Origin of the sequence: Pseudomonas thivervalensis, assembly GCF_001269655.1 — a bacterium.
Lineage (GTDB): Bacteria > Pseudomonadota > Gammaproteobacteria > Pseudomonadales > Pseudomonadaceae > Aquipseudomonas > Aquipseudomonas thivervalensis.
Genome location: NZ_LHVE01000009.1, coordinates 484372 through 506813 on the forward strand (window position 1 = coordinate 484372; position 22442 = coordinate 506813).

General features: G+C 61.7%; 21 protein-coding genes. 13 read left to right on the forward strand and 8 right to left on the reverse strand.

The window, feature by feature from the left end; genetic code table 11:
- Positions 1–68 precede the first annotated feature (68 nt).
- On the reverse strand, positions 69–1286 hold the full coding sequence (gene mhpT, locus AD659_RS14265; protein ID WP_053122254.1) for a 3-(3-hydroxy-phenyl)propionate transporter MhpT: 1218 nt from the start codon (positions 1284–1286) through the stop codon (positions 69–71).
- Between the two features lie 313 nt (positions 1287–1599).
- On the opposite strand from mhpT, the gene AD659_RS14270 reads away from it, so the two are divergent.
- The gene (locus AD659_RS14270) at positions 1600–2907 is read left to right on the forward strand and encodes an OprD family porin (RefSeq protein WP_053122256.1); all 1308 of its coding nucleotides are present in this window, start codon (positions 1600–1602) and stop codon (positions 2905–2907) included.
- A gap of 175 nt (positions 2908–3082) precedes the next feature.
- Here the strand turns inward: AD659_RS14270 and AD659_RS14275 are convergent, their stop codons facing one another.
- Positions 3083–3568, reverse strand: a complete 486-nt coding sequence (locus AD659_RS14275) for a MarR family winged helix-turn-helix transcriptional regulator (protein WP_053122258.1) — start codon at positions 3566–3568, stop codon at positions 3083–3085.
- A gap of 213 nt (positions 3569–3781) precedes the next feature.
- Here AD659_RS14275 and AD659_RS14280 point away from each other — a divergent pair, with 213 nt between their 5' ends.
- The 3 genes from AD659_RS14280 to AD659_RS14290 all read left to right on the forward strand — a co-directional run bounded on the left by AD659_RS14280 (position 3782) and on the right by AD659_RS14290 (position 8183).
- The gene (locus tag AD659_RS14280) at positions 3782–4612 is read left to right on the forward strand and encodes a p-hydroxycinnamoyl CoA hydratase/lyase (RefSeq protein WP_003202420.1); all 831 of its coding nucleotides are present in this window, start codon (positions 3782–3784) and stop codon (positions 4610–4612) included.
- A gap of 104 nt (positions 4613–4716) precedes the next feature.
- Positions 4717–6165 carry an aldehyde dehydrogenase gene (locus AD659_RS14285; protein ID WP_053122260.1) on the forward strand — a complete coding sequence of 483 codons (1449 nt, stop codon included), beginning with the start codon at positions 4717–4719 and terminating at the stop codon, positions 6163–6165.
- A gap of 140 nt (positions 6166–6305) precedes the next feature.
- Positions 6306–8183 carry a feruloyl-CoA synthase gene (locus tag AD659_RS14290; protein WP_053122523.1) on the forward strand — a complete coding sequence of 626 codons (1878 nt, stop codon included), beginning with the start codon at positions 6306–6308 and terminating at the stop codon, positions 8181–8183.
- Between the two features lie 179 nt (positions 8184–8362).
- Here the strand turns inward: AD659_RS14290 and AD659_RS14295 are convergent, their stop codons facing one another.
- The gene (locus tag AD659_RS14295) at positions 8363–8680 is read right to left on the reverse strand and encodes an ElaB/YgaM/YqjD family protein (RefSeq protein ID WP_053122262.1); all 318 of its coding nucleotides are present in this window, start codon (positions 8678–8680) and stop codon (positions 8363–8365) included.
- Positions 8681–8841: 161 nt separating this feature from the next.
- Here AD659_RS14295 and AD659_RS14300 point away from each other — a divergent pair, with 161 nt between their 5' ends.
- The gene (locus AD659_RS14300; protein ID WP_003181187.1) at positions 8842–9096 is read left to right on the forward strand and encodes a hypothetical protein; all 255 of its coding nucleotides are present in this window, start codon (positions 8842–8844) and stop codon (positions 9094–9096) included.
- Positions 9097–9099: 3 nt separating this feature from the next.
- On the opposite strand, the gene AD659_RS14305 is transcribed toward AD659_RS14300, so the two are convergent.
- The gene (locus AD659_RS14305; RefSeq protein ID WP_053122525.1) at positions 9100–10008 is read right to left on the reverse strand and encodes a LysR family transcriptional regulator; all 909 of its coding nucleotides are present in this window, start codon (positions 10006–10008) and stop codon (positions 9100–9102) included.
- A gap of 85 nt (positions 10009–10093) precedes the next feature.
- Between AD659_RS14305 and AD659_RS14310 the strand changes: the two genes are divergently transcribed.
- Entirely contained in the window at positions 10094–11017 is a 924-nt protein-coding gene (locus AD659_RS14310) for a carbon-nitrogen hydrolase family protein (protein WP_053122527.1), read from the forward strand.
- A gap of 1 nt (position 11018) precedes the next feature.
- Here AD659_RS14310 and AD659_RS14315 read toward each other — a convergent pair whose 3' ends face one another.
- Positions 11019–11489 (reverse strand): LEA/WHy family protein, encoded by a 471-nt coding sequence (locus AD659_RS14315; RefSeq protein WP_053122264.1) that lies wholly within the window; start codon positions 11487–11489, stop codon positions 11019–11021.
- Positions 11490–11794: 305 nt separating this feature from the next.
- Here AD659_RS14315 and AD659_RS14320 point away from each other — a divergent pair, with 305 nt between their 5' ends.
- The 4 genes from AD659_RS14320 (at position 11795) to AD659_RS14335 (ending at position 14846) form a co-directional block, all read left to right on the forward strand.
- Positions 11795–12511, forward strand: a complete 717-nt coding sequence (locus AD659_RS14320) for a helix-turn-helix transcriptional regulator (protein WP_053122266.1) — start codon at positions 11795–11797, stop codon at positions 12509–12511.
- 51 nt (positions 12512–12562) lie between these two features.
- Positions 12563–12904, forward strand: coding sequence for a nuclear transport factor 2 family protein (locus tag AD659_RS14325; RefSeq protein WP_053122268.1), 342 nt, complete (start codon positions 12563–12565; stop codon positions 12902–12904).
- Positions 12905–13172: 268 nt separating this feature from the next.
- A complete protein-coding gene (gene zapE / locus AD659_RS14330) occupies positions 13173–14294 on the forward strand; it encodes a cell division protein ZapE (protein ID WP_053122270.1) in 1122 nt (373 codons plus the stop codon).
- A gap of 57 nt (positions 14295–14351) precedes the next feature.
- Positions 14352–14846 (forward strand): GNAT family N-acetyltransferase, encoded by a 495-nt coding sequence (locus tag AD659_RS14335; RefSeq protein ID WP_053122272.1) that lies wholly within the window; start codon positions 14352–14354, stop codon positions 14844–14846.
- Between the two features lie 24 nt (positions 14847–14870).
- Here the strand turns inward: AD659_RS14335 and AD659_RS14340 are convergent, their stop codons facing one another.
- Positions 14871–16610, reverse strand: coding sequence for a phosphoethanolamine transferase CptA (locus tag AD659_RS14340; protein WP_053122274.1), 1740 nt, complete (start codon positions 16608–16610; stop codon positions 14871–14873).
- Positions 16611–16950: 340 nt separating this feature from the next.
- Positions 16951–17124, reverse strand: a complete 174-nt coding sequence (locus tag AD659_RS29975; protein WP_013693491.1) for a DUF6026 family protein — start codon at positions 17122–17124, stop codon at positions 16951–16953.
- 251 nt (positions 17125–17375) lie between these two features.
- Here AD659_RS29975 and gnd point away from each other — a divergent pair, with 251 nt between their 5' ends.
- Genes gnd through AD659_RS14355 form a run of 3 tightly spaced genes read left to right on the forward strand, consistent with a single transcriptional unit; the run spans position 17376 to position 20712 of the window.
- Complete coding sequence (gene gnd, locus AD659_RS14345) at positions 17376–18380, forward strand: phosphogluconate dehydrogenase (NAD(+)-dependent, decarboxylating) (RefSeq protein WP_269457833.1); 1005 nt, start codon at positions 17376–17378, stop codon at positions 18378–18380.
- Positions 18377–19897 carry a glucose-6-phosphate dehydrogenase gene (gene zwf / locus AD659_RS14350; RefSeq protein ID WP_053122278.1) on the forward strand — a complete coding sequence of 507 codons (1521 nt, stop codon included), beginning with the start codon at positions 18377–18379 and terminating at the stop codon, positions 19895–19897. Before gnd ends, zwf begins: the two co-directional genes overlap by 4 nt.
- Positions 19894–20712, forward strand: coding sequence for a Cof-type HAD-IIB family hydrolase (locus tag AD659_RS14355; protein WP_053122280.1), 819 nt, complete (start codon positions 19894–19896; stop codon positions 20710–20712). The genes zwf and AD659_RS14355 overlap by 4 nt, the downstream gene beginning before the upstream one ends.
- A 203-nt stretch (positions 20713–20915) precedes the next feature.
- On the opposite strand, the gene nhaB is transcribed toward AD659_RS14355, so the two are convergent.
- Complete coding sequence (gene nhaB, locus AD659_RS14360; protein WP_053122282.1) at positions 20916–22418, reverse strand: sodium/proton antiporter NhaB; 1503 nt, start codon at positions 22416–22418, stop codon at positions 20916–20918.
- Positions 22419–22442: the final 24 nt, after the last annotated feature.

Consider the following 22442-nt stretch of genomic DNA (forward strand, 5'->3'; position numbering starts at 1 on the left):
GGGTACGACCCGCCGTCAGGGCGGAACCATAAGCAGCCGTTACCGCAGCAACGGATATTCACACCAAGTCAAACAACCGATTTCGCCGCACCCAACCCCGGCCCAGCCGAATAACGAATCACACTAAGAACAGCCAACGTCGCAACCACCAACCCCGGAGAAGTCGCCAGCAATACGGCGGTAGTCCCACCCCCGGCCGCCAGGATCTGCCCAGCAGCCAGAGGCCCGGCCACCGAGCCCAGGCGCCCGATCGCCACCGCCGCACCCACTCCCGTCGCACGCACCGCCGTAGGATAGGAGGGCGGTGCCAACGCATAGAGAACCAACTGCGCAGCCATGACAAACAACCCGGCGGCAAACCCGGCAATCGCCATTGGCACGATACCAACGGACAACCCGACCCCGGCCAGGGCGCTCAGCAGACCGGCATAGACGAACAGCACCACCTTGACCCCATTGCAACGGTCCAGCAACAGACCACCGAGCAACGAGCCAAGGGCACCGCCGATGTTGAACAGCATCTGCACCAGCCCGGCCTGGGGTTTGCTGAAGCCCTGTTCCAGCAGCAACGACGGCAGCCAGTTGAGCAACATGTACATCACCGTCAGGGTAAAAAAGTAGCTCAGCCACAGCGCCAAGGTAGTTCGGCCGCGACCTTCACCGAACAGCGCCTGGACGGTGGAGCTTCGCGATGAGGCGCCGTCACCCTGGGCCTGGCGAAAGGCGCTGGATTCGGGAAGCCACAGGAGCATCAACGGGACCACCAGCAAGGGCGCCAACCCACCGATGAAAAACGTCATCTGCCAGTGTTCGCCAAACAGCATCGCGACCACTGCCGCCAGCGCACCACCCAATGGCACCCCCGCATACATCACGCTGATGGCCGTGCCCCGGCGTTGCTCGCCCACGGCTTCGGCGCACAGGGCAATGAGGTTGGGCAGGGCGGCGCCCAGGCCCAGGCCGGTCATGAAGCGCACCAGCAAGAGGCTGGAGAAGTGTTCGACATAAGCGGTGCTGAGGGAAAACACACCGAACAGCAAGACCGCGGCGATGAGGATTTTCTTGCGACCGATGCGATCAGCGATCCAGCCGCCGAAGAAGGCGCCCGGCAGCAACCCGATGATACCGGCGCTGAACACCCAGCCCATCATTCTCGGGTCGAGGGCAAAGGTCTGTCGCAACCCTGCGGCGGCGGTACCGGCTGACTGCAGGTCGAAACCTTCGATCAACGCAACGATGAAACACAAGGCGATGGTCAGCGTCGCACGACGCGCCGGACGGTCCATGGCAAATCCTCTTATTGTTTTTGTGAGGGAACACCGGCTCGGAGGAAAACCGGTGGGTGCATTTAAGATTAACAAAGCTAACTAAAAAATGAAGGGTGCGAATAGGACGTCAATACCTGGCCAGTTCATTATAAAAATCAGCGGTTTGGCAGAAATCTACGGATGAATTAGTAAATTAGTTAATTACATTAACGTTCGATTATCGGTCATTGTCGATTGACGAAGCACCTGCCTCGTTTCCATTCTTTGCTCGCACGGCCCCCATCGCCAAGGTTGGGCCGATCAAAACAACAACAATAAATGGACATCGACCATGCCAAATCTCGCTCGGGACGTGCTGACGGCGCGCCCTGTTTCATCCCTGGTTCCTCTGCTGGCCTGCCTCGGGTTGAGCCTGGGTTCTCCGGCCTTGTGGGCGGAAGGGTTCATCGACGACAGCCACGGCACCCTGACCTTGCGCAACTACTACATGGACCGCGACTACAAGGACGACGGCGCCAAGACCGCAGCCCGGGAATGGGCCCAAGGCGTGTTCATGAACGTCGAGTCGGGATTTACCCCAGGCACGGTCGGGTTCGGCCTGGACGTGAGGGGATTGTTGGGCGTCAAGCTCGACTCGTCGCCGGATCGCAGTGGCACCGAACTGTTGCCGGTGTCCAGCAGCGACAAACGCGCGGCGGATGAGTATTCGCGCCTGGGCGTGACCGGCAAGCTGCGTTTCGCGCAAACCACAGTGAAGACCGGCGACGTGTCGATTTTCCTGCCGTTTGCCTTTGCGAGCCCGTCGCGGTTGCTGCCGCAGACCTTTCGCGGCACGACCCTCAGTTCCAAGGATTTCGACGGTTTGACGTTGAACACCGGTTACATCGACCGCATCGCCCGGCGCGATTCCACCGACTACCAGCCGATGAGCATCGCCTCGCCCAACCGCCGTTTCAATGGCGCGGCGACTTCTTCCCATATGGCGTATGTGGGCGGCGACTACCAAGTCAACAAAGACCTCAGCCTGCGGGCCTACCACGCCGAAGTAGCGGATTTGTATCAACAGAATACCCTGGCATTGCTGCACAACCTGCCATTGGGCGACGGTGTGCTAACCACCGACCTGCGCAGTTTTTTCAGTGATGAAGACGGTGCGGCCAAGGCCGGGAAGGTGGATAACCGCAATGTCTCGGCGCTGGTCGGCTATCGCTTGGGAGGGCATCGTGTGAGCCTGGGCTACATGCACGCCAGTGGCGATACGGCCACGCCCTACGTGTCCGGCACCGAGCTGATGGGCCTGAGCGAAATGACCATGAGTTCGGACTTTCTCAATGCCAAGGAGCGCACTTGGCAGGCGATCCATGACTACGATTTCGCTGCCGTGGGCGTGCCGGGCTTGAGGACCCGACTGCGTTATGTGCGTGGCGACCACATCGAGCTGGCGGCCCTCAATGCCGAGGATCGCAAGGAACGCGAGTTCCAGATGGAACTGGGATACGTGATCCAGAGCGGCCCGCTGAAAAACGTCGGGCTGTTGGCGCGCAAATCGATCTACCGCAACGACTTCCCCGGTACGGCGGCGTTTCGCGACGAGAACCAGACCCGGTTCCTGGTGACGTACAGCGTGCCGATCTGGTGATGCGCTGAGGTGCGACGCAGCACTTTTGTGGCGAGGGAGCTTGCTCCCGCTGGGTTGCGCAGCAACCCCAAAACCGTCGACTCGGTCATTCTGACGCACCGTATTCAATAGCCTGGGGGCTGCTGCGCAGCCCAGCGGGAGCAAGCTTCCTCGCCACAGGGAGGAGCGGTGTTCCTTATTGGTAAACCTTCTTCAACAACCGCAGCAACTCCTCGCGCTCGGCCCCTGAGAGGGCTGCGGTGGAGTCAAGGTCGCTCTGGGCGGCGATGTGCTGGAGTTCCTTGAGCAGGGTTTCGCCGGTCTTGCTCAGGAAAATCCCGTAGGAGCGCTTGTCCGGCTTGCAGCGCACACGCACGGCCAGGGCCCGGCTTTCCAGTTTGTTCAGCAGCGGCACTACTTGCGGCGGCTCGATCGCCAGGGCCTTGGCCAGGTCGGCCTGCATCAGGCCGGGATTCTGGTCGATGATCGCCAGGGCCGAGAACTGGGCGGGGCGCAGGTCATGGACGGCGAGCCGGCCGATCAGGTTCTGGAACAGTTTCAACTGGGCGCGGCGCAGGGCGTAGCCGATCAGGTCGTCCAGCGCGGAGTCCAGCGGTGCCTGCGCGTCGGTACCGGTGACCGGGGGCTCGGCGGGTTCGGCAAGCTTGGAAGACTTGGCCATCGAAATGAGCTTCCTCAAGGTAAGTGATTAACAAGGCTATCCAGTTTGCCGGGGTTGCGGCGCGCTGGCTACGGGCTTGGACATCTTCAAGTTTTTTAATCTTTAACCCAGCCTCTGAAAAATACAGGTAAATCGATTAATAGTTAATTGACATAACTATTTTTCCGGTTTAGTTTTTGATCATCTTCAGCCAAGAACAAGAGAGCACGCATCATGAGCAATTACGAAGGTCGCTGGAAAACGGTCAAGGTCGATATCGAGGAGGGCATCGCTTGGGTCACCCTTAACCGCCCGGAAAAACGCAACGCCATGAGCCCGACCCTCAATCGCGAGATGATCGACGTGCTCGAGACCTTGGAACAGGATCCGGCCGCCGGCGTATTGGTGCTGACCGGAGCCGGTGATGCCTGGACCGCTGGCATGGACCTCAAGGAATACTTCCGCGAAGTGGACGCCGGGCCGGAAATCCTCCAGGAAAAAATCCGTCGCGAAGCGTCGCAGTGGCAGTGGAAGCTGCTGCGCATGTACGCCAAACCGACCATCGCCATGGTCAATGGCTGGTGTTTCGGTGGCGGTTTCAGCCCGCTGGTGGCGTGCGACCTGGCGATCTGTGCCGACGAAGCGACCTTCGGTCTTTCGGAAATCAACTGGGGCATCCCGCCGGGCAACTTGGTTAGCAAGGCCATGGCCGATACGGTGGGCCACCGCCAATCGCTGTACTACATCATGACCGGCAAGACCTTCGGCGGGCAGAAAGCCGCCGAAATGGGCCTGGTCAATGAAAGCGTGCCCCTGGCGCAACTGCGTGAAGTCACTGTGGAACTGGCGCGCAACCTGCTGGAAAAGAACCCGGTGGTGCTGCGGGCCGCCAAGCATGGCTTCAAACGTTGCCGCGAACTGACCTGGGAGCAGAACGAGGATTACCTGTACGCCAAGCTCGACCAGTCGCGCCTGCTCGACACCGAGGGGGGGCGCGAGCAGGGGATGAAGCAGTTCCTGGACGACAAAAGCATCAAGCCGGGCCTGCAAACCTACAAGCGCTGAGACAACCGCGCCGCGGGTGCCATCGAGCGCCCGCAGGCTGTTCGTCCAAAGCCCTCGGCGCTACTGTGACTGTATTCCGATAAAGACAATAAAGAGGAATCACCATGCTGGACGTGCCCCTGTTGATTGGCGGCCAGTCGTGCCCGGCCCGCGATGGCCGGACCTTCGAACGCTGCAACCCGGTGACGGGAGAGGTGGTGTCTCGCGTGGCCGCCGCCACCCTGGAAGACGCCGATGCCGCCGTGGCCGCGGCCCAAGCGGCGTTTCCTGCCTGGGCCGCGCTGGCGCCCAACGAGCGCCGTACGCGTCTGTTGCGTGCGGCCGAGCAATTGCAGGCCCGCGGCGGTGAGTTTATCGCTGCGGCCGGCGAGACCGGCGCCATGGCCAATTGGTACGGTTTCAACGTGCACCTGGCGGCGAACATGCTGCGCGAAGCGGCGTCCATGACCACCCAGATCAACGGCGAAATCATTCCGTCGGACGTGCCCGGCAGTTTCGCCATGGCCCTGCGTCAGCCTTGCGGCGTGGTGCTGGGCATCGCCCCTTGGAACGCCCCGGTGATTCTCGCCACCCGCGCCATCGCCATGCCCCTGGCGTGCGGTAACACCGTGGTGCTGAAGGCTTCCGAAATCAGCCCGGCGGTGCACCGCTTGATTGGCCAGGTGTTGCAAGACGCCGGGCTGGGTGATGGCGTGGTCAACGTGATCTGTAACGCACCGGCGGATGCGCCCGCCATTGTCGAACGGTTGATCGCCAACCCGGCGGTTCGCCGCGTGAACTTCACCGGCTCGACCCACGTAGGGCGCATCGTCGGCGAACTGTCGGCGCGCCATCTCAAGCCCGCATTGCTGGAACTTGGCGGCAAGGCGCCGCTGCTGGTGCTGGACGACGCCGACCTGGACGCTGCGGTGCAAGCGGCCGCCTTCGGGGCCTATTTCAACCAGGGACAGATCTGCATGTCCACCGAGCGACTGATCGTCGATGCCCGCGTGGCGGATGAGTTCATCGCCAAGCTGACCGCCAAGATCGCCACCTTGCGAGCCGGCGATCCAGCGGCCGGCGATTCGGTGCTGGGCTCGTTGGTCGATGCCAGTGCCGGCCAGCGCATCAAGGGGCTGATCGACGATGCCTTGGCCAAAGGTGCAACGCTGGTCACTGGCGGACAGTTGGAAGGCAGCATCCTTCAACCGACCTTGCTCGACGGTGTCACTGCGCAGATGCGCCTGTACCGCGAAGAATCCTTCGGGCCGGTGGCGGTGTTGCTGCGCGGTGACGGCGATGAAGAACTGCTGCGCCTGGCCAACGATTCCGAGTTCGGTCTGTCGGCCGCCATCTTCAGTCGCGACACGAGCCGCGCGTTGGCCTTGGCCCAGCGGGTCGAGTCAGGCATTTGCCACATCAACGGGCCGACCGTGCACGACGAGGCGCAGATGCCCTTCGGCGGGGTCAAGTCCAGCGGTTACGGCAGCTTTGGCGGCAAGGCGTCCATTGAGCATTTCACCCAGTTGCGTTGGGTGACCTTGCAGAACGGTCCGCGGCATTACCCGATCTGAAACCCGTCGCGTCACGGGCGGTCGAGCCTCGAAAGCCGCCGCCCGGATGCAGGCCAGAATAATAATGACAAGGCCGCAGCCAGTGCTGCCACGCTCCGTTCGCATCGCGACCCGAGCGTGCCTTGGTGGAGGAAATGTACGTGAGTTCCGAGTCCAGATCGTCCTCCCGACCCGAGGCCGGGCGGTATCGCCAGGTGTCGATTGGTCACCCTGCCGTCGAAGTCCGGGAAGAGCGCGGCATCTTGCACATGCGTTCCCTGGAACCCCTGGCCCCGCTGCCGGCGCGTTTGCTTGAGCGCCTGGTGCACTGGGCCGAGGTGCGCCCAGAACAGACGTTTATCGCGGCCCGTGAAGCGGGCGGTGACTGGCGTCGAGTCAGTTATGCGCAGATGCTCGACAGTGTCCGGGCCATCGCCCAAAGCCTGCTGAGTTACGGTTTGTCGGCGGAAAAACCCTTGGCGCTGCTCTCCGGCAATGACATCGAGCACCTGCAGATGGCCCTCGGCGCGATGTACGCCGGGATTCCCTATTGCCCGGTTTCGCCGGCCTATTCATTGCTGTCCCAGGATTTCGCCAAGCTGCGCCACGTCTGCGATTTGTTGCAGCCGGGGCTGGTATTCGTCAGCGAAGCCGCACCGTTCGAGCGGGCGATCAATGCTGTATTGCCGATGGACGTTCCCTTGATCACGGTGCGTGGCGAGATGGCGGGCCGGTCTAGAGCAAGCTTCGCCAGCCTGCTGGACCAACCCGGCGGCGTCGAGGCCGAGCAGGCGTTCGCTGCCACGGGCCCGGACAGCATCGCCAAGTTCCTGTTTACCTCGGGTTCCACCAAGCTGCCCAAGGCGGTGATCACCACCCAGCGCATGCTGTGCGCCAATCAGCAGATGCTGCTGCAGACCTTTCCAGTGTTCGGCGAGGCGCCGCCAGTGCTGGTGGACTGGTTGCCGTGGAACCACACGTTCGGTGGCAGCCACAACCTCGGCATCGTGCTGTACAACGGCGGCACGTTCTACCTGGACGACGGCAAACCCACCGCCCAGGGCTTCGCCGAAACCTTGCGCAACCTCAAGGAGATTTCGCCGACTGCCTACCTGACCGTGCCCAAGGGGTGGGAAGAGTTGGTCAGTGCCCTGGAGCAGGACAGTGAATTGCGCGAGCGATTCTTCAAGCGAATCAGTCTGTTTTTCTTTGCCGCGGCGGGCCTGTCGCAAACCACTTGGGACCGGCTCGACAAGGTTGCCGAGCAGCATTGCGGCGAGCGTATCCGCATGATGGCGGGCCTGGGCATGACCGAGGCGTCGCCGTCCTGCACCTTTACCACCGGGCCCTTGTCCATGGCCGGCTACATCGGCCTTCCGGCGCCTGGCTGCGAAGTGCGCCTGGTGCCGGTGGACGGCAAGTTCGAAGGGCGTTTTCGCGGGCCGCACATCATGCCTGGCTACTGGCGCTCGCCGCAGCAGACGGCCGACGTGTTCGACGAGGACGGTTTTTATTGCTCGGGGGATGCGATCAAGCTGGCCGATGCCAGTAATCCGCAACTGGGGCTGATGTTCGACGGGCGGATCGCCGAGGACTTCAAGTTGTCTTCCGGTGTGTTTGTCAGCGTCGGGCCGTTGCGCAACCGGGCGGTGTTGGAGGGCACACCCTATGTCCAGGACTTGGTGATCACCGCGCCGGATCGCGAGTGCCTGGGCGCCCTGGTGTTTCCACGACTTGCGGAATGCCGACGCCTGTCAGGCCTGGGCGCGGGCGCCAGCGATGCCCAGATCCTCGCCAGCCCACCGGTACGCCAATGGTTCGCCGACTGGCTGCAACGCCTGAACCGTGAAGCCAGCGGCAACGCCAGTCGCGTGGAGTGGATTGCCTTGCTCGATGAACCGGCGTCCATCGACCGCGGTGAGATCACCGACAAGGGCTCGATCAACCAGCGGGCGGTGTTGCAGTGGCGGGCGGGGAAGGTGGAGGCGTTGTATCGCGGGGAGGATGTGTCGATCCTGCGGGCGGGGCCTGTGGCTTAAAGCAAGATCTTGTGGGTAGTTACACATTGCATGCCCATTCAACAAATCCCTGTGGGAGCGAGCCTGCTCGCGATAGCGGTGATTCAGCAGCAGAGATGTTGCCTGACACACCGTCATCGCGAGCAGGCTCGCTCCCACAGTTTTAACTGTTCACAAATCTTGTGGGAACTCTGGGGGGCTTAACGCCGCCCGAGCAGCAAGCCCACCACCAGCCCGAATCCCGCTGAAATCGCCACGGTCTGCCAGGGATGGCCGCCAATGTAGACCTCAGTGGCATCGACCATGGGGCGGGTGCGTTCCCGTGCGCTGGCGACCGAATCGAGCGCCTGTTGCAGTTTCTGGGAGATCTGGCCGCGCAGGTCTTCGGCCTCTTCGCCCACCAGCGAGGCACTGCTTTTGAGCAGCTTCTCCGACTCTTCAATCAACGCCTTCAGTTCACTGAAGGCTTGATCCTTGATTTGTTCTCCGTTCGCTTGCACGGTGCCTTTACGGGCCATGGAAGTACTCCTTGTGGATTGATGGCATTGAACAATGGAGTGCGGCGCCTGTACAAAAGTTGCAGCGCTTGGCCCTGGCAGGCCGGTCCATCGCAAATCGTGGTTAAGACGTTTCCCTTCAAGGTGTAAGATGGCGCCTATTTACGCAACAGGTAATTCCCATGAGCTTCAATCTGGCTGACAAGCCCCTGGCCGAGCGCGCCGCGCTGGAAGACGAAAAATCCCGACTTTTTGAACTGTGGCAAAACAACCTGGGCAAGGCCAAGGGCGATGCCGCCCGGCTGTTCGGCGAGCGCTCCAAGCGCAAGGGCAAGTGGGCCGAGTGGGTGCGTGCCGAACTGGACGGCATGTCGCCGCCGGAATACGCCAACATGGTGCGCAGCGAAGTCAATCGACTGATGGCCGCCAACAAGTAAGCCTCAGGCGAACGTTGCAGTAATGGCCTCGCGCACCTTGAGCACCGTCGGGTCCATCTGCGTGTGCGTCCGCCAACCCAGTTCGATGGGGTAGCGGGGCAGGGCCAGGGGGCAGGGCAGCAAGGCCAGGCCGCTGAGGTCGGCGATGGCCCGGGCGGCGTGGGTCGGAATCGTCGCCACGGCCTGGCTGCCCTTGAGCAGGAACGGCAACGCGGCAAAGTGCGTGGTCGAAGCGCAGACCCGTCGCCTCAGGCCAAGTCCGGCCAGCCCCTCGTCGGTAATGCCAATGAAACCGCCCGAAGACACCAGCAAGTGCTCGCGGGCCACGAAGGCCTCCAGGCTGAGGGATTGTTGGCCATCCGCCAGGCTTGCCGCGTCCAGCAGGCAGGCGTAATCGCCTTCGCCCAACACCTGGCGGCTGAGCAATCGCTGGGCGAAACCGCCCGCCGTGATCGCCAGGTCAAGGTCGCGCTCCATCAAGGCCCGGCCGACGATCAGGCTGTGGGTCTGGCGGAAAATCAAGCGCAGACCCGGCGCGCGGCGGGCCACTTCCTCGATCAGGCGTCGTCCATGGGCAATCTCGAAATCGTCCGACAGGCCGACGATAACCGAGCGGCCTTCGTAATGACTAGCGCCCGGGTCGACCATTGCCAGGCTCTGGCGACATTTGTCCAGGGCTTCGCTGATCACCGGCTTCAGTTGATTGGCCCGCAACGTCGGCGCCAGGCCCCGGCCCGTGCGCACGAACAACTGATCGCCATACAGATCGCGAAGCCTGCGCAGTGCGGCGCTGATGGCCGATTGCGTCACGCCCAGGCGCACGGCGGCGCGGCTGGCGCTGGATTCGTCATGCAGGGCTTCGAAGGTCTTGAGCAGATTGAGGTCGATGTCGGCGATATTCATTAGGCTCATATCATTTAGCAGCATTCGGGGCTTTATTCATGATCGGCCGCTCCTTGAGAATCAGCAACACCTGATGATCAAGGAGTTGAAAACCATGCCCAAATCCATTGTGGCTGCCCTGCAGATTGGTTCGTTACCTGGCGGCAAGGGCGAGACCCTGGCGCAGATTCTTTCCTACGAAGACGCCATCCGTGAGGCGGGCGCCCGGCTGGTGGTGATGCCCGAAGCGTTGCTCGGCGGCTATCCCAAGGGCGAGGGGTTCGGCACTCAGCTGGGATACCGGCTGCCGGAGGGGCGCGAGGCGTTCGCTCGCTATTTTGCCAATGCCATTGACGTGCCCGGCGTTGAAACCGAAGCGCTGACCGGGCTGTCGGCACGTACGGGGGCGAGCCTGGTGCTGGGCGTCATCGAGCGTGTCGGCAGCACCTTGTACTGCACCGCGCTGTATTTCGAGCCCGATGCGGGCCTGGTGGCCAAGCATCGCAAGCTGATGCCCACCGGCACTGAGCGGCTGATCTGGGGCAAGGGCGATGGGTCGACCTTGCCGGTGATCGATAGCCAGGTTGGCCGGGTCGGCGCGGCGGTGTGCTGGGAAAACATGATGCCGCTGCTGCGCACCGCGATGTATGCCAAGGAGGTAGACGTCTGGTGTGCGCCAACGGTGGACGAGCGGGAGATGTGGCAGGTGACCATGCGCCATATCGCCCATGAAGGTCGCTGTTTTGTGGTCAGTGCCTGCCAGGTCCAGGCCTCGCCGCAGGCCCTGGGCATCGACGTCGCGCACTGGCCGGCCGAGCGGCCGCTGATCGCCGGTGGCAGTGTGATTGTCGGGCCCATGGGCGATGTGCTCGCCGGGCCGCTGAAAGACACCACCGGGCTATTGACCGCCGAAATCGACACCGATGACCTGGTGCGGGCGCGCTACGACTATGACGTGGTCGGGCACTACGCCAGGCCGGATGTGTTCGAACTGGTGGTGGACGAGCGCGCCAAGCCCGGCGTGCGCTTTACGGCGTGATTCACCACGTCGCCGCGGAGCCCGGCAGGTCGAGGGTGCCACGGTCGACGAAACGCATCGTGCCGAACACGCCGCCGGCGAGCTTGCCCTTGAGCACATAGGGCAGGTTGTCCAGGCCTTGGGTCTGGCTCAGGCCCAGAGTCTGGCGCAGCACGGAGAACGCCGAGATGCTCACCGGGATGCTGAGGATCGCTTCGGAAAAACGCGGGATCGAACCGGCCTGGTCGCTGACTCCGGTCGCCAGCGTGCGGCCGTTGACCTCCAGATCGAGGGCCATGCCGTTGTAGTCGATGGCGGTTTCGTTGGGGTTCTGCACGCGCAGTTTCACGGCGAAGCGCACTTCCAGGCCCTGGTTGGGTAACGGTTCGATACCGACCACGTTGATGTTCAGCGGATCACGGTGCGGGAAGAGGGCACAGGCGCTCAGGCTGAGCATGAACAGGAAAACGGAAAAGCCGAGGATTCTGCGCATGGATAAACTCTCAATGAATGAAAAAACTCGGAAGCGATCGAGCACGATACTCTGGAGAGAGCGCTTTTGTGGCGAGGGAGCTTGCTCCCGCTGGGCTGCGCAGCGGCCCCAAGCTTTTGCGGTTGCTGCGCAACCGAGCGGGAGCAAGCTCCCTCGCCACAACAGCTCATATCACAGGGTTCATACCACAAAGGCTCGCACCACACAGACCGCACAGACTCATCGACACAGTCAAAGGCCTCCTGACAGTTTCTGACACCAGCCTCTGCTAATCTGCGTCATCTTTTCTTTGCGGACAGTCCATCGTGTCGCGTACCAGTCGTCTGCTCACTTTGCTGCAAGTCTTGCGGGGCAAGCGTTGCCCGGTCACCGCGGCGACATTGGCGGGGGAGCTGAACGTATCCGAACGCACCTTGTACCGTGACATTGCCGAACTCACGGCCCTGGGCGCGCCGATCCAGGGCGAAGCGGGCATCGGTTATGTATTACGCAGTGGCCTGTTCCTGCCGCCACTGATGTTCACCGCCGATGAAATCGAAGCCATTGTGCTGGGTTTGCGCTACGTGGATCAGCGCGCCGACGAGGTACTGGGCAAGGCAGCCGCCGACGCGCTGGCGAAGGTCGCAGCAGTGCTGGCCCCCGATGTGCGCGACGCCTTGCGCAACCCCACGGTATTGCCGGGCCCGCCGGGGTATGGCTATCCGCAGAACACCGTGGAACTGAACGTGTACCGCCAGGCCATTCGCGCCCAGGCCAAGCTGCACATCGACTATGCCGACGTGAACAAGACCCCGAGCCAGCGGTTGATCTGGCCGCTGGCCCTGGGCTTTTTCAATGAGGCGCGGGTGGTGGTGGCCTGGTGTGAACTGCGCGGCGCTTATCGGACCTTTCGAACCGACCGGATTGCCTCTGCCACCGAGCAGGGCGAGCGTTACCCGGGCCGGCGCAGCGACTTGCTGCGGGACTGGTTTGCGCTGATGAAGCTGGACGACACTGGGCGTTTCACTCCTGACAAAAACTGACACAACGCTGTTTTAGCATGGTGCCAGATCGATAAAACAAGGAGCCATGCCATGTCCAATCCCGTCTCTTCCCTGGCCCCGGCCATCGCCGGCTACATTGCGGCCGCCAATGCCCGTGACAGTTCGGCGGTGACGCGTTTCTTCGCCGAGGATGCCAACGTGTTCGATGAAGGCCAGCACCGCGTCGGCACCCAGGCCATCGCCCAATGGATGGAAGACACCGCCCAGCGTTTCCAGCCGCGAGTGGAAGTCCTCAATGTGCAGCAGCGCACGGGCAAGGTGCTGGTGCACAACCTGATCTCTGGCACATTCCCCGGTAGCCCGCTGGAGTTGCGCTACACGTTCCGGCTCGATGAGCAGGGCAAGATCAGTCGGTTGGATATCTCAATCTAGCGTCCTGCCCCCTGAAATGAGTGCTGTTGTGCCAGGAGGTGAACGCTGTTGTGGCGAGAGAGCTTGCTCCCGCTCGGTTGCACAGCAACCGCAAAAGCTTGGGGCCGCTGCGCAGCCCAGCGGGAGCAAGCTCCCTCGCCACAGGGGGGCGCGTTGAATCGGAGGGTGTTGTATTGAACCCTGGGTTTGCATCACAACCAGGTGAATGACGCCTCGGCCCTCGCTGCCATGGCATACTCCCCACCTTCGTTTTCCGGACCCGGGCCGTATGACTTTCGATTCCCCCCTGAGTGCCTGGCAGCATGCCATCGAACACCACGGTTTCGTCCAGGATGAGGCCCAGGAATTGGCCATCATGGCCCTGGAACAATGCCACCAGGCGTTGCACGAAGGGCGCAAGTCGATCAAGGGCGTTTATCTCTGGGGCCCGGTGGGGCGTGGCAAGACCTGGCTGATGGACCGCTTTTATGAAAGCCTCAAGGTGCCGGCCCGCCGTCAGCACTTCCATCATTTCATGGCGTGGGTGCATCAGCGTTCGTTCCAGCTCACCGGCACGCCGGACCCTTTGCAAGCCCTGGCCCGCGAGCTGAGCGCAGAAGTGCGGGTACTGTGTTTCGACGAACTGTTCGTCAACGACATTGGCGATGCGATCATCCTCGGGCGCTTGTTCCAGGTGATGTTCGAACTCGGCATGGTGATGGTGAGCACCTCCAACCTGCCGCCGGAAGAACTCTATGCCAACGGCCACAACCGCGAGCGCTTCCTGCCGACCATCACCGCGATCAAGCAGTACATGCAGGTCGTGCCGGTGAACGGCTGGCAAGACCACCGCCAGCATCCAGGCCAATTGCAGCAGCGTTACTGGCTGCGCGATCCCGGGCAACCCGACCCGCTGGGCGATACCTTCATTTTGCTGACCGCAGGGCAGGTGTCGAGCCGCGCGCCGATTGAAGTGGGACATCGTTTGCTGGAACCGGTCCAGGCCAGCGATACCGTGCTGTGGAGTCGTTACGCCGACTTGTGCGAGCAACCGTTCTCAGCATTGGATTTCATGGCGCTGTGTGACCGCTTCAGCGTCATCCTGCTCAGTGACGTACCCTGCCTGAGCGCCGAACAGCGTGAAGGGCGTATCGCCCGTGGCACCGAGGACGGCGTCGAGCGGGTCGCGGCCGGTGATCGCGAGTTGCCGCAGTTGTCGATCCACGACGACGGCGTACGGCGGTTCATCGCCCTGGTCGATGAATGCTATGACCGCAAGGTGCCGCTGTGCCTTTCGGCCGCGGTGCCGATGGATGAGTTGTACACCGAGGGCTATCTGCAATTCCCGTTTCGCCGTACGCTCAGTCGCCTCCAGGAAATGCAAATGCAACGTTTTGGTCAGCAAGCCTGACCTGTATCCCGCCGACGGCATCGAGCCGCCGGTACTACCGAAGTGAGATGGAAGGTCATGGAAGAAGCCAAGGACATTCTTGTTCTGCAAGCCAGCTACACCAACCCGGTCCACGCCGAAGCGATCTGTCATGTGCTCAACGGCTATGCGCAGGACCCGATGGGTGGGGGACATCCGTTGCCGGCCGAGGTGCTACTGCACCTGCCCGAAGAACTGGCCAAGCGTCCCCATGCCTTCAGCGTGTTGGCGTTCGTCAACGGCGAACCAGCGGGACTGGTCAATTGTTTCGAAGGTTTTTCAACCTTTGCCTGCCGGCCTTTGGTGAATATCCATGACGTGGCGGTCATGCCGGAATTTCGCGGCCTGGGGTTGAGCCAGAAGATGCTGCAGAAGGTCGAGGACATCGCCCGTCAGCGCGGTTGCTGCAAGATCACCCTGGAAGTGCTCGAGGGTAATGCCGTGGCCCAGGCCAGTTACGCCAAGTTCGGCTTTGCCGCCGGCATGTTCGACCCGGCCCACGGGTTGATGCAGTTCTGGATCAAGCCCCTGTAAAAGCGGGCTTGAGGTGGGTGGCGATTATTTCTGAACGATTTCAGCCGTAGGGGCCTTGGGCTGCATCAGGCTGAAATCGATCAAGGCCTTGCGCGGGGTTTGATGCGGATTGCCTATCAGCAGGGGACGGGCCTTGAAGTCATCGCTGACCAGGCTCTTGCTGCGGTCCAGCTCATCAAAACTCAAGCCGGCCAGGTCTGCCCAAGTGTGGATCAGGTGCGAACTGCTGTAGGGCCGTGACAGGTCGCCGGCAAAGTTCCAGTCATGGTTTTCGCGCCACTTGGGCGACGCCCAGGCCATGAAGGGAATGGTGTACATCGGCGCGGTCGGCTTGCCTTCGTTACGGCCCAGCGTGCCATGGCCCGGCGAATCGAATACATCCTCGCCATGGTCCGACAGGTACAGCAGGAAGCCGTTGGGGTCGGTCTTGGCGTAATCCTTGATCAGGCTGGAGACAACGAAGTCGTTGTACAGCACCGCATTGTCGTAGCTGTTGTAGGTCGGGACCTGATCGTCACGCAAGCTTGCCGGTACGCCCTGGCGGTCGGTGAATTTGTTGAACGTCGGCGGGTACCGGTACTTGTAGCTCATGTGGGTGCCGAGCAGGTGCACCACGATCAGTTTGCGCGGAGCGCTGTCGGCCAGGGCCTTGTTGAACGGCTCGATCACGTCGCCGTCGTATTGCGCGGCATTCTGGTTGCGGTTGTTGTTCAGGTACACCTGTTCATCGGCCTGCTGGGAGAAGGTCGTGAGCATGGTGTTGCGCTTGGTCATGGTTTGCTGGTTGGTGATCCAGAAGGTTTTGTAGCCGGCCTGCTTCATCATGCTCACCAGTGACGGCGTGCTCAGGTAAAGGTCCGGGTTCTGTTCGTCGGCGAACGTCAGTACCTGTTGCAGTGCCTCGATGGTGTAGGGGCGCGGGGTGATGACATTGTCGAACACCGACAGCTGGTCCTTGAGCTTGTCCAGTTCCGGCGTGGTTTCCCTCGGGTAACCGTAAAGGCTCATGCGTTGGCGGTTGGTGGACTCACCGATCACCAGCACCAGGGTGGCCGGCTGCTCGGCCAGGGGATCCTTGAGGTTGCGCAGCGGGGCAATCTTGCTGGCGCTGTGCAGCATGCCTTGCATGTTTTCCAGCTGTTCACCGTAGCGACGATAGGCCACCAGCATCTGCCACGGCACCGCCGGCTCGATCCGGTCTTCGAACTTCTCCAGGCCACGGGCGAAGCTGCCGGTGCGCAGGGTCTGCTTGATCAGCGGATAACCGACCACGGCGAGCATGATAACGGTTGCGACAACTACGGCCTGGCCCCGGGGCAGGTATACCGGGCGCAGGCGGGTCCAGAGCCAATAGCCGACGATGGTATGGGCCAGGAAGGCCGCTACCATCCACCAGGCAAAGTATTGGGTCAGGTATTCGCCGGCTTCAGACACGTTCGATTCGAACATGATGAAGATAACGCTCTGGGAAAACTCCTGCTGATAGATGAAGAAGTAGCCCAGGCTGGCCATGGAGCATGCCCACAGCACTACGCCGACCAATGCGGCAAACAAGCGTGTACGGGCAGGGAAGAGCAGCAGGGGCGCCAGCCAGACCGCACTCATCAGGAATGCCTGGCGAAAGCCCGTGAAGCCAGAGGTATCGCTCAGCAGGATGAGCAGTTGGGTAATGCCCGAAAAATACCAGAAGAACAGGAATAACCAGCCGAATCCGGCCCAGTCAAAACCTTTCGCAGTCGTTTTGCTGCGTTTGAACAAGCTCATCAAGCGCTCCAGCCTCTGTCGACGAAGCTGCTGGCACCGGAGTGGTGGCCACAGGCATACGCCGAGCAATCTTAAAGGCGGGGAGTATTACGAGCCGGTTGTGAAAACTTTGTGAGTTTTTCGGTTACAAAATGCAGGGGAGGCACGAACCGATAGCGAGACGGGCGAACAGGCGCACCATCGCGTGGCGAGGGAGCTTGCTCCCGCTGGGTCGCGTAGCGGCCCCAAGGCCTGGCGGGTGCTGCGCAACCGAGCGGGAGCAAGCTCCCTCGCCACAGGGGATATCAGTGACACCGTTTTGGAGCCAGTGTCACTTCCTGATGCCATGCCGCTGGGGCGGTTACCGAGCCAGCGACTGGCTCTGGTGGGACAGCTGTGCGTGTTGCAGCTGCATGCGCAGTTGCGTCACTTCATCGAGCAGCAGATCGCGTTCTTCCTTGAGTAGGCGCAATTCATCGCGACGAATGGTCACATAAAGGGTTTGGGGAGGACGTGCGGTAACGACTGGGCCCATTGCTCACCTCGCAAATGGCGTACATCAACTAGAGAGATGTCGCCAGTTTTTTGGTCGACACCTCTTTATCGGCGCCGATTCTGAATACTTTTGCTCGTGAATGGAACTTTTTTATTTTTCATGGTCGCCGTGTCTTCGGCCGGTTTTTGAACGTTATCCTTTGTGATCGGGCGATTTACCCGGAAACTATGCAGCAATGCTCTGGACTAACCTCCACAAGTCACCTTGAGCTAAACCTTTGACATACCTTTATTTGTAGTAGGGAGCATCAGCACATGCAACTCGGGATCATTGGACTGGGCCGCATGGGCGGCAATATTGCGCGGCGCCTGATGCTCAATGGGCACACCACCGTCGTCTATGACCGCAATGCCGCTTTTGTCGAAAACCTGAGCCAGGAGGGCGCCACGGGTGTCGCGGACCTGCCGGCGCTGGTCGCGGGCCTGGAGAAACCACGGGCGGTCTGGGTCATGCTGCCGGCCGGCGCACCCACCGAAGACACCATCAACGTCCTCAGCGAGCTGCTCGAGCCGGGCGACGTGATCATTGATGGCGGCAACACGTACTACAAGGACGACATCCGCCGTGCCCAAGCGCTGTCGGAAAAAGGCCTGAGCTACATCGATGTCGGCACTTCCGGCGGCGTTTGGGGCCTTGAACGCGGTTATTGCATGATGATTGGCGGTGAGGCCGAGGTGGTAAAGCGCCTGGACCCGCTGTTCGACAGTCTGGCACCGGGCATGGGCGATATCCCACGTACCCGTGACCGCCAGTCCGACGATGACCGCGCCGAACGTGGCTACATCCACGCGGGCCCGGCCGGTGCGGGGCATTTCGTGAAGATGATCCACAATGGCATCGAATACGGCATGATGCAGGCCTTCGCCGAGGGCTTTGACATCCTCAAGACCAAATCCAGCGAAAGCCTGCCACCGGAGCAGCGTTTCGACCTGAACGTGGCTGATATCGCCGAAGTCTGGCGCCGTGGCAGCGTAGTCTCGTCCTGGTTGCTGGACTTGACTGCCGACGCATTGGCCAGCGATCCGAAACTGGATGGTTTTTCCGGTGAAGTCGCCGACAGCGGCGAAGGGCGTTGGACCATCGAGGCCGCCATCGAGCAAGCAGTACCGGTTCCGGTCCTGTCCAGTTCGCTGTTCGCCCGTTTCCGCTCGCGCCAGCAAAGCACCTACGGCGACAAAATGCTCTCGGCCATGCGCTTCGGCTTTGGCGGCCACGTGGAGACGCCGAAGAAATGACCTCGATCGCCAGCAAATCCAAGGCAGAACCCGCGCCGCCGACCACGTTGTTTTTGTTCGGCGCTCATGGTGATCTGGTCAAGCGCCTGCTGATGCCGGCGCTGTACCACCTCAGTCGCGACGGTCTGCTGGGTGATGGGCTGCGCATCATCGGGGTTGACCACAACGCCATCAGCGATGTGGATTTTGCCAAGAAACTCGAGGATTTCATCCGCAACGAAGCGGCGAGCAAGGGCGGCGATGCCGACCGCGCGCTCGACCCGGTGCTGTGGGCCAAGCTGGCCCAGGGGATCAGCTACGTCCAGGGTGATTTCCTCAATGACGGCACCTATCAGGCGCTGGCGGCGAAAATCGCCGCCAGCGGCACCGGTAACGCGGTCTTCTACCTGGCGACCGCGCCACGCTTTTTCAGCGAAGTGGTCAGCCGTCTCGGTGCGGCCGGGCTGCTTCAGGAACAGGAGGGGGCCTTCCGACGAGTGGTGATCGAAAAACCCTTCGGTTCCGACCTGCACACCGCCGAAGCGCTGAACGCCTGCCTGCTCAAGGTCATGAGCGAGAAACAGATCTATCGCATCGACCATTACCTGGGCAAGGAGACGGTGCAGAACATTCTGGTCAGCCGTTTCTCCAACAGCCTGTTCGAGGCGTTCTGGAACAATCACTACATCGACCACGTGCAAATCACCGCCGCCGAAACCGTTGGCGTGGAAACCCGTGGCAGTTTTTATGAACACACCGGCGCCCTGCGAGACATGGTGCCGAACCATCTTTTCCAATTGCTGGCGATGGTGGCCATGGAGCCGCCAGCGGCGTTCGGGGCCGACGCCGTGCGTGGGGAAAAGGCCAAGGTCGTCGGGGCGATCCGGCCCTGGTCGGTGGAACAGGCCCGTGCCAACTCGATCCGCGGCCAGTACACCGCCGGTGAGGTCGGCGGCAAGGTGGTGACCGGTTATCGCCAGGAAGCCAACGTCGCCGCCGACAGCAACACCGAGACCTACGTCGCCCTCAAGGTCATGATCGACAACTGGCGTTGGGTGGGCGTGCCGTTCTACCTGCGCACCGGCAAGCGCATGAGCGTGCGGGACACGGAGATCGTCATCTGCTTCAAGCCGGCGCCTTACGCGCAGTTTCGCGACACCGAAGTCGACGAACTGCAACCTACGTACTTGAGAATCCAGATCCAGCCCAATGAAGGCATGTGGTTCGACCTGCTGGCCAAACGGCCGGGGCCGGCCCTCGACATGGCCAATATCGAATTGGGCTTTGCCTATAAGGACTTCTTCGAAATGCAGCCGTCCACGGGTTACGAAACCCTGATCTACGATTGCCTGACCGGCGACCAGACCCTGTTCCAGCGCGCCGACAACATCGAAAACGGCTGGCGCGCCGTGCAGCCGTTCCTCGATGCCTGGCAACAGGACGCAACGGTCCAGCCCTACAAGGCCGGTGAAGATGGGCCGGCGGCCGCCGATGACTTGCTGACCCGCGACAGTCGCGTCTGGCATGGCCTCGGATGAGTGAGCTGGTGAAACGTCCCATCCGGTTTCTACTCAGTGACATGGACGGCACACTGCTGCTGCCTGATCACAGTCTCAACCAGCGCACCATCGAAGCGGTTCGCGCATTGCGTGAGGCCGGGGTGTTGTTCAGCCTCGCCACCGGGCGGCCGCCGCGGGCCATGTTGCAGCAGATCGAGGCCCTGGGCGTCGACCTGCCCACGGCGGCGTTCAATGGCGGCACGCTGGTTCATCCCGACGGCAGCTTTCTTGCCGTCCATTACCTGCCTCCCGAGGCCGCACTGGCCACGCTGGCGCTGTACGCCGATCAACCGGGCATCGAGGTCTGGGTATTCGCCGATGGCGATTGGCTGGTGCGAGACGCCCACGGTCCGATGGTGCCGGTGGAGACCCGTGGCCTGGGTTACCCGCCGGTAGAAGTCGAGAGTTTCGAGCCTTACCTGGAGCGGATCGACAAGATCGTCGCCACCAGTGCCAACACCGACCTGCTGGTGGAGTTGGAAGCTCGACTGCATCCATTGCTCAAGGGCCAGGCCCAGGTGTCGCGTTCGCAGCCGATCTATCTGGATGTGACGGCGATGAAGGCGAACAAAGGGGACGCGTTGTCGACGCTGGCCGAGTTCCTTGGCGTGCCGCTGGAGCAGACCGCAGCGATGGGGGACGGCGGCAACGATCCGGCGATGTTTCACCGGGCGGGATTGTCGATTGCCATGGGGCAGGCAGAAGAGGCGATCAGGCGCCAGGCGGATGTCGTGACCGCCGCCGTGACCGAAGACGGCGCGGCCCTGGCGATCGAGCGGTACATCCTGCTGTAATAAATAAGCTGTCCGGCTCTTTGTGGCGAGGGAGCTTGCTCCCGCAGGGGTGTAGGAGCTGTCGAGTGCAACGAGGCTGCGATCTTTCCCCTGAAACTTGAATCTCAAGTGAAAGATCAAAAGATCGCAGGCTTCGCCAGCTCCTACACCCCAGCGGGAGCAAGCTCCCTCGCCACAGGATTTTCTTCTGCTCAGCAGTATTCCTACAGCCAGTACGTCACCGCATACCACCCCAAGCCACCCATCACCACGGTGTAGGGCAGGGCCATCCAGACCATCCGGCCATAGGACAGGCGAATCAGCGGTGCAATCGCCGAGGTCAACAGGAACAGGAAAGCCGCCTGGCCGTTCGGTGTGGCGACGCTCGGCAGGTTGGTACCGGTGTTGATGGCCACTGCCAGGGTCTCGAACTGTTCGCGGCTGAGGTGACCGGAGACGAAGGCCTGCTTGACCTCGGTGATGTAGATGGTCGCTACGAACACGTTGTCGCTGATGGCCGAGAGCAGGCCGTTGGCAATGAAGAGCATGCCGGGCTGCTGGTCGGCGGGCAGGGCCAGGACCCACTGGATCAGCGGCGTGAACAACTGCTGGTCGTGAATGACCGCCACCACCGCAAAGAACACCACCAACAGCGACGTGAACGGCATGGCGTCCTTGAACGCATTGCCCAGCCGATGTTCGTCGGTGATGCCGGTGAAGGCGGTAATCAACACAATGATCATCAAGCCGATCAGACCAACTTCGGCAAGGTGCAGGGCCAGGCAGACGATCAGGATCAGCGCGGCAAGGCCCTGGACGATCAGGGCCGCGCGTTGACGTGCGGTGCGTTCGCGATTGTCCTGCTCGGCGTAATCGGCCAGCACGGCGCGTACGTTGTCCGGCAACAGCGTGCCATAACCGAACCAGCGCAGCTTCTCTAGCGCCACACAAGTCACCAGCCCGGCCACCAGCACCGGCAGTGACACTGGCGCGACTTTCAGGAAAAACTCGGCGAAATGCCAGCCCATTTCATGGCCGATCAACAGGTTCTGCGGTTCGCCCACCAAGGTGCAGACACCGCCCAGCGCTGTGCCCACGGCACCATGCATCAGCAGGCTGCGCAGGAATGCCCGGAACTGTTCCAGGTCGCCATGGTGCAGCGACGGCAGGTCGTGGTCTTCATCGACGCTGCTGTCCTGGCGCGGATCATTACCCGATGCCACCCGGTGGTACACCGAATAAAAGCCCACGGCGGCGCTGATGATCACTGCCGTGACGGTCAAGGCATCGAGGAAGGCCGACAGGAACGCGGAAAGAAAGCAGAACATCAAGGCGAGGATGGCCTTGGAGCGCACGCCCAGCAGCAGGCGTGAGAACAGGAACAGCAGCAGGTCCTTCATGAAATAGATCCCGGCCACCATGAACATCAGCAGCAAGATGACCGGGAAGTTATGCAGCAGTTCGTCGTAGAGCGCCTTGGGCGTGGTCATGCCCAGCGCCAGGGCTTCGACCAGCAGCAAGCCGCCGGGCATCAGCGGGTAGCATTTAAGGGCCATGGCCAGGGTGAAGATGAATTCCAGCACCAGCATCCAGCCAGCAACGACCGGGCCCAGTGTCCATAGCACCACGGCATTGAGGACCAGGAAGGTGATGATGCACGCTTTGTACCAGCGCGGGGAATGCCCCAGAAAGTTATGCGCGAAAGCCTGAGCCATTGAACCGGACATCGGCTGCTCCTTTTAGTTAGAAGC

Bases quoted from the DNA above. Each gene is read 5' to 3' on its own strand.
- mhpT (WP_053122254.1), bottom strand. From the start codon at position 1,286: ATGGACCGTCCGGCGCGTCGTGCGACGCTGACCATCGCCTTGTGTTTC.
- AD659_RS14270 (WP_053122256.1), top strand. From the start codon at position 1,600: ATGCCAAATCTCGCTCGGGACGTGCTGACGGCGCGCCCTGTTTCATCC.
- AD659_RS14275 (WP_053122258.1), bottom strand. From the start codon at position 3,568: ATGGCCAAGTCTTCCAAGCTTGCCGAACCCGCCGAGCCCCCGGTCACC.
- AD659_RS14280 (WP_003202420.1), top strand. From the start codon at position 3,782: ATGAGCAATTACGAAGGTCGCTGGAAAACGGTCAAGGTCGATATCGAG.
- AD659_RS14285 (WP_053122260.1), top strand. From the start codon at position 4,717: ATGCTGGACGTGCCCCTGTTGATTGGCGGCCAGTCGTGCCCGGCCCGC.
- AD659_RS14295 (WP_053122262.1), bottom strand. From the start codon at position 8,680: ATGGCCCGTAAAGGCACCGTGCAAGCGAACGGAGAACAAATCAAGGAT.
- AD659_RS14300 (WP_003181187.1), top strand. From the start codon at position 8,842: ATGAGCTTCAATCTGGCTGACAAGCCCCTGGCCGAGCGCGCCGCGCTG.
- AD659_RS14305 (WP_053122525.1), bottom strand. From the start codon at position 10,008: ATGAGCCTAATGAATATCGCCGACATCGACCTCAATCTGCTCAAGACC.
- AD659_RS14310 (WP_053122527.1), top strand. From the start codon at position 10,094: ATGCCCAAATCCATTGTGGCTGCCCTGCAGATTGGTTCGTTACCTGGC.
- AD659_RS14315 (WP_053122264.1), bottom strand. From the start codon at position 11,489: ATGCGCAGAATCCTCGGCTTTTCCGTTTTCCTGTTCATGCTCAGCCTG.
- AD659_RS14325 (WP_053122268.1), top strand. From the start codon at position 12,563: ATGTCCAATCCCGTCTCTTCCCTGGCCCCGGCCATCGCCGGCTACATT.
- zapE (WP_053122270.1), top strand. From the start codon at position 13,173: ATGACTTTCGATTCCCCCCTGAGTGCCTGGCAGCATGCCATCGAACAC.
- AD659_RS14335 (WP_053122272.1), top strand. From the start codon at position 14,352: ATGGAAGAAGCCAAGGACATTCTTGTTCTGCAAGCCAGCTACACCAAC.
- AD659_RS14340 (WP_053122274.1), bottom strand. From the start codon at position 16,610: ATGAGCTTGTTCAAACGCAGCAAAACGACTGCGAAAGGTTTTGACTGG.
- AD659_RS29975 (WP_013693491.1), bottom strand. From the start codon at position 17,124: ATGGGCCCAGTCGTTACCGCACGTCCTCCCCAAACCCTTTATGTGACC.
- zwf (WP_053122278.1), top strand. From the start codon at position 18,377: ATGACCTCGATCGCCAGCAAATCCAAGGCAGAACCCGCGCCGCCGACC.
- AD659_RS14355 (WP_053122280.1), top strand. From the start codon at position 19,894: ATGAGTGAGCTGGTGAAACGTCCCATCCGGTTTCTACTCAGTGACATG.
- nhaB (WP_053122282.1), bottom strand. From the start codon at position 22,418: ATGTCCGGTTCAATGGCTCAGGCTTTCGCGCATAACTTTCTGGGGCAT.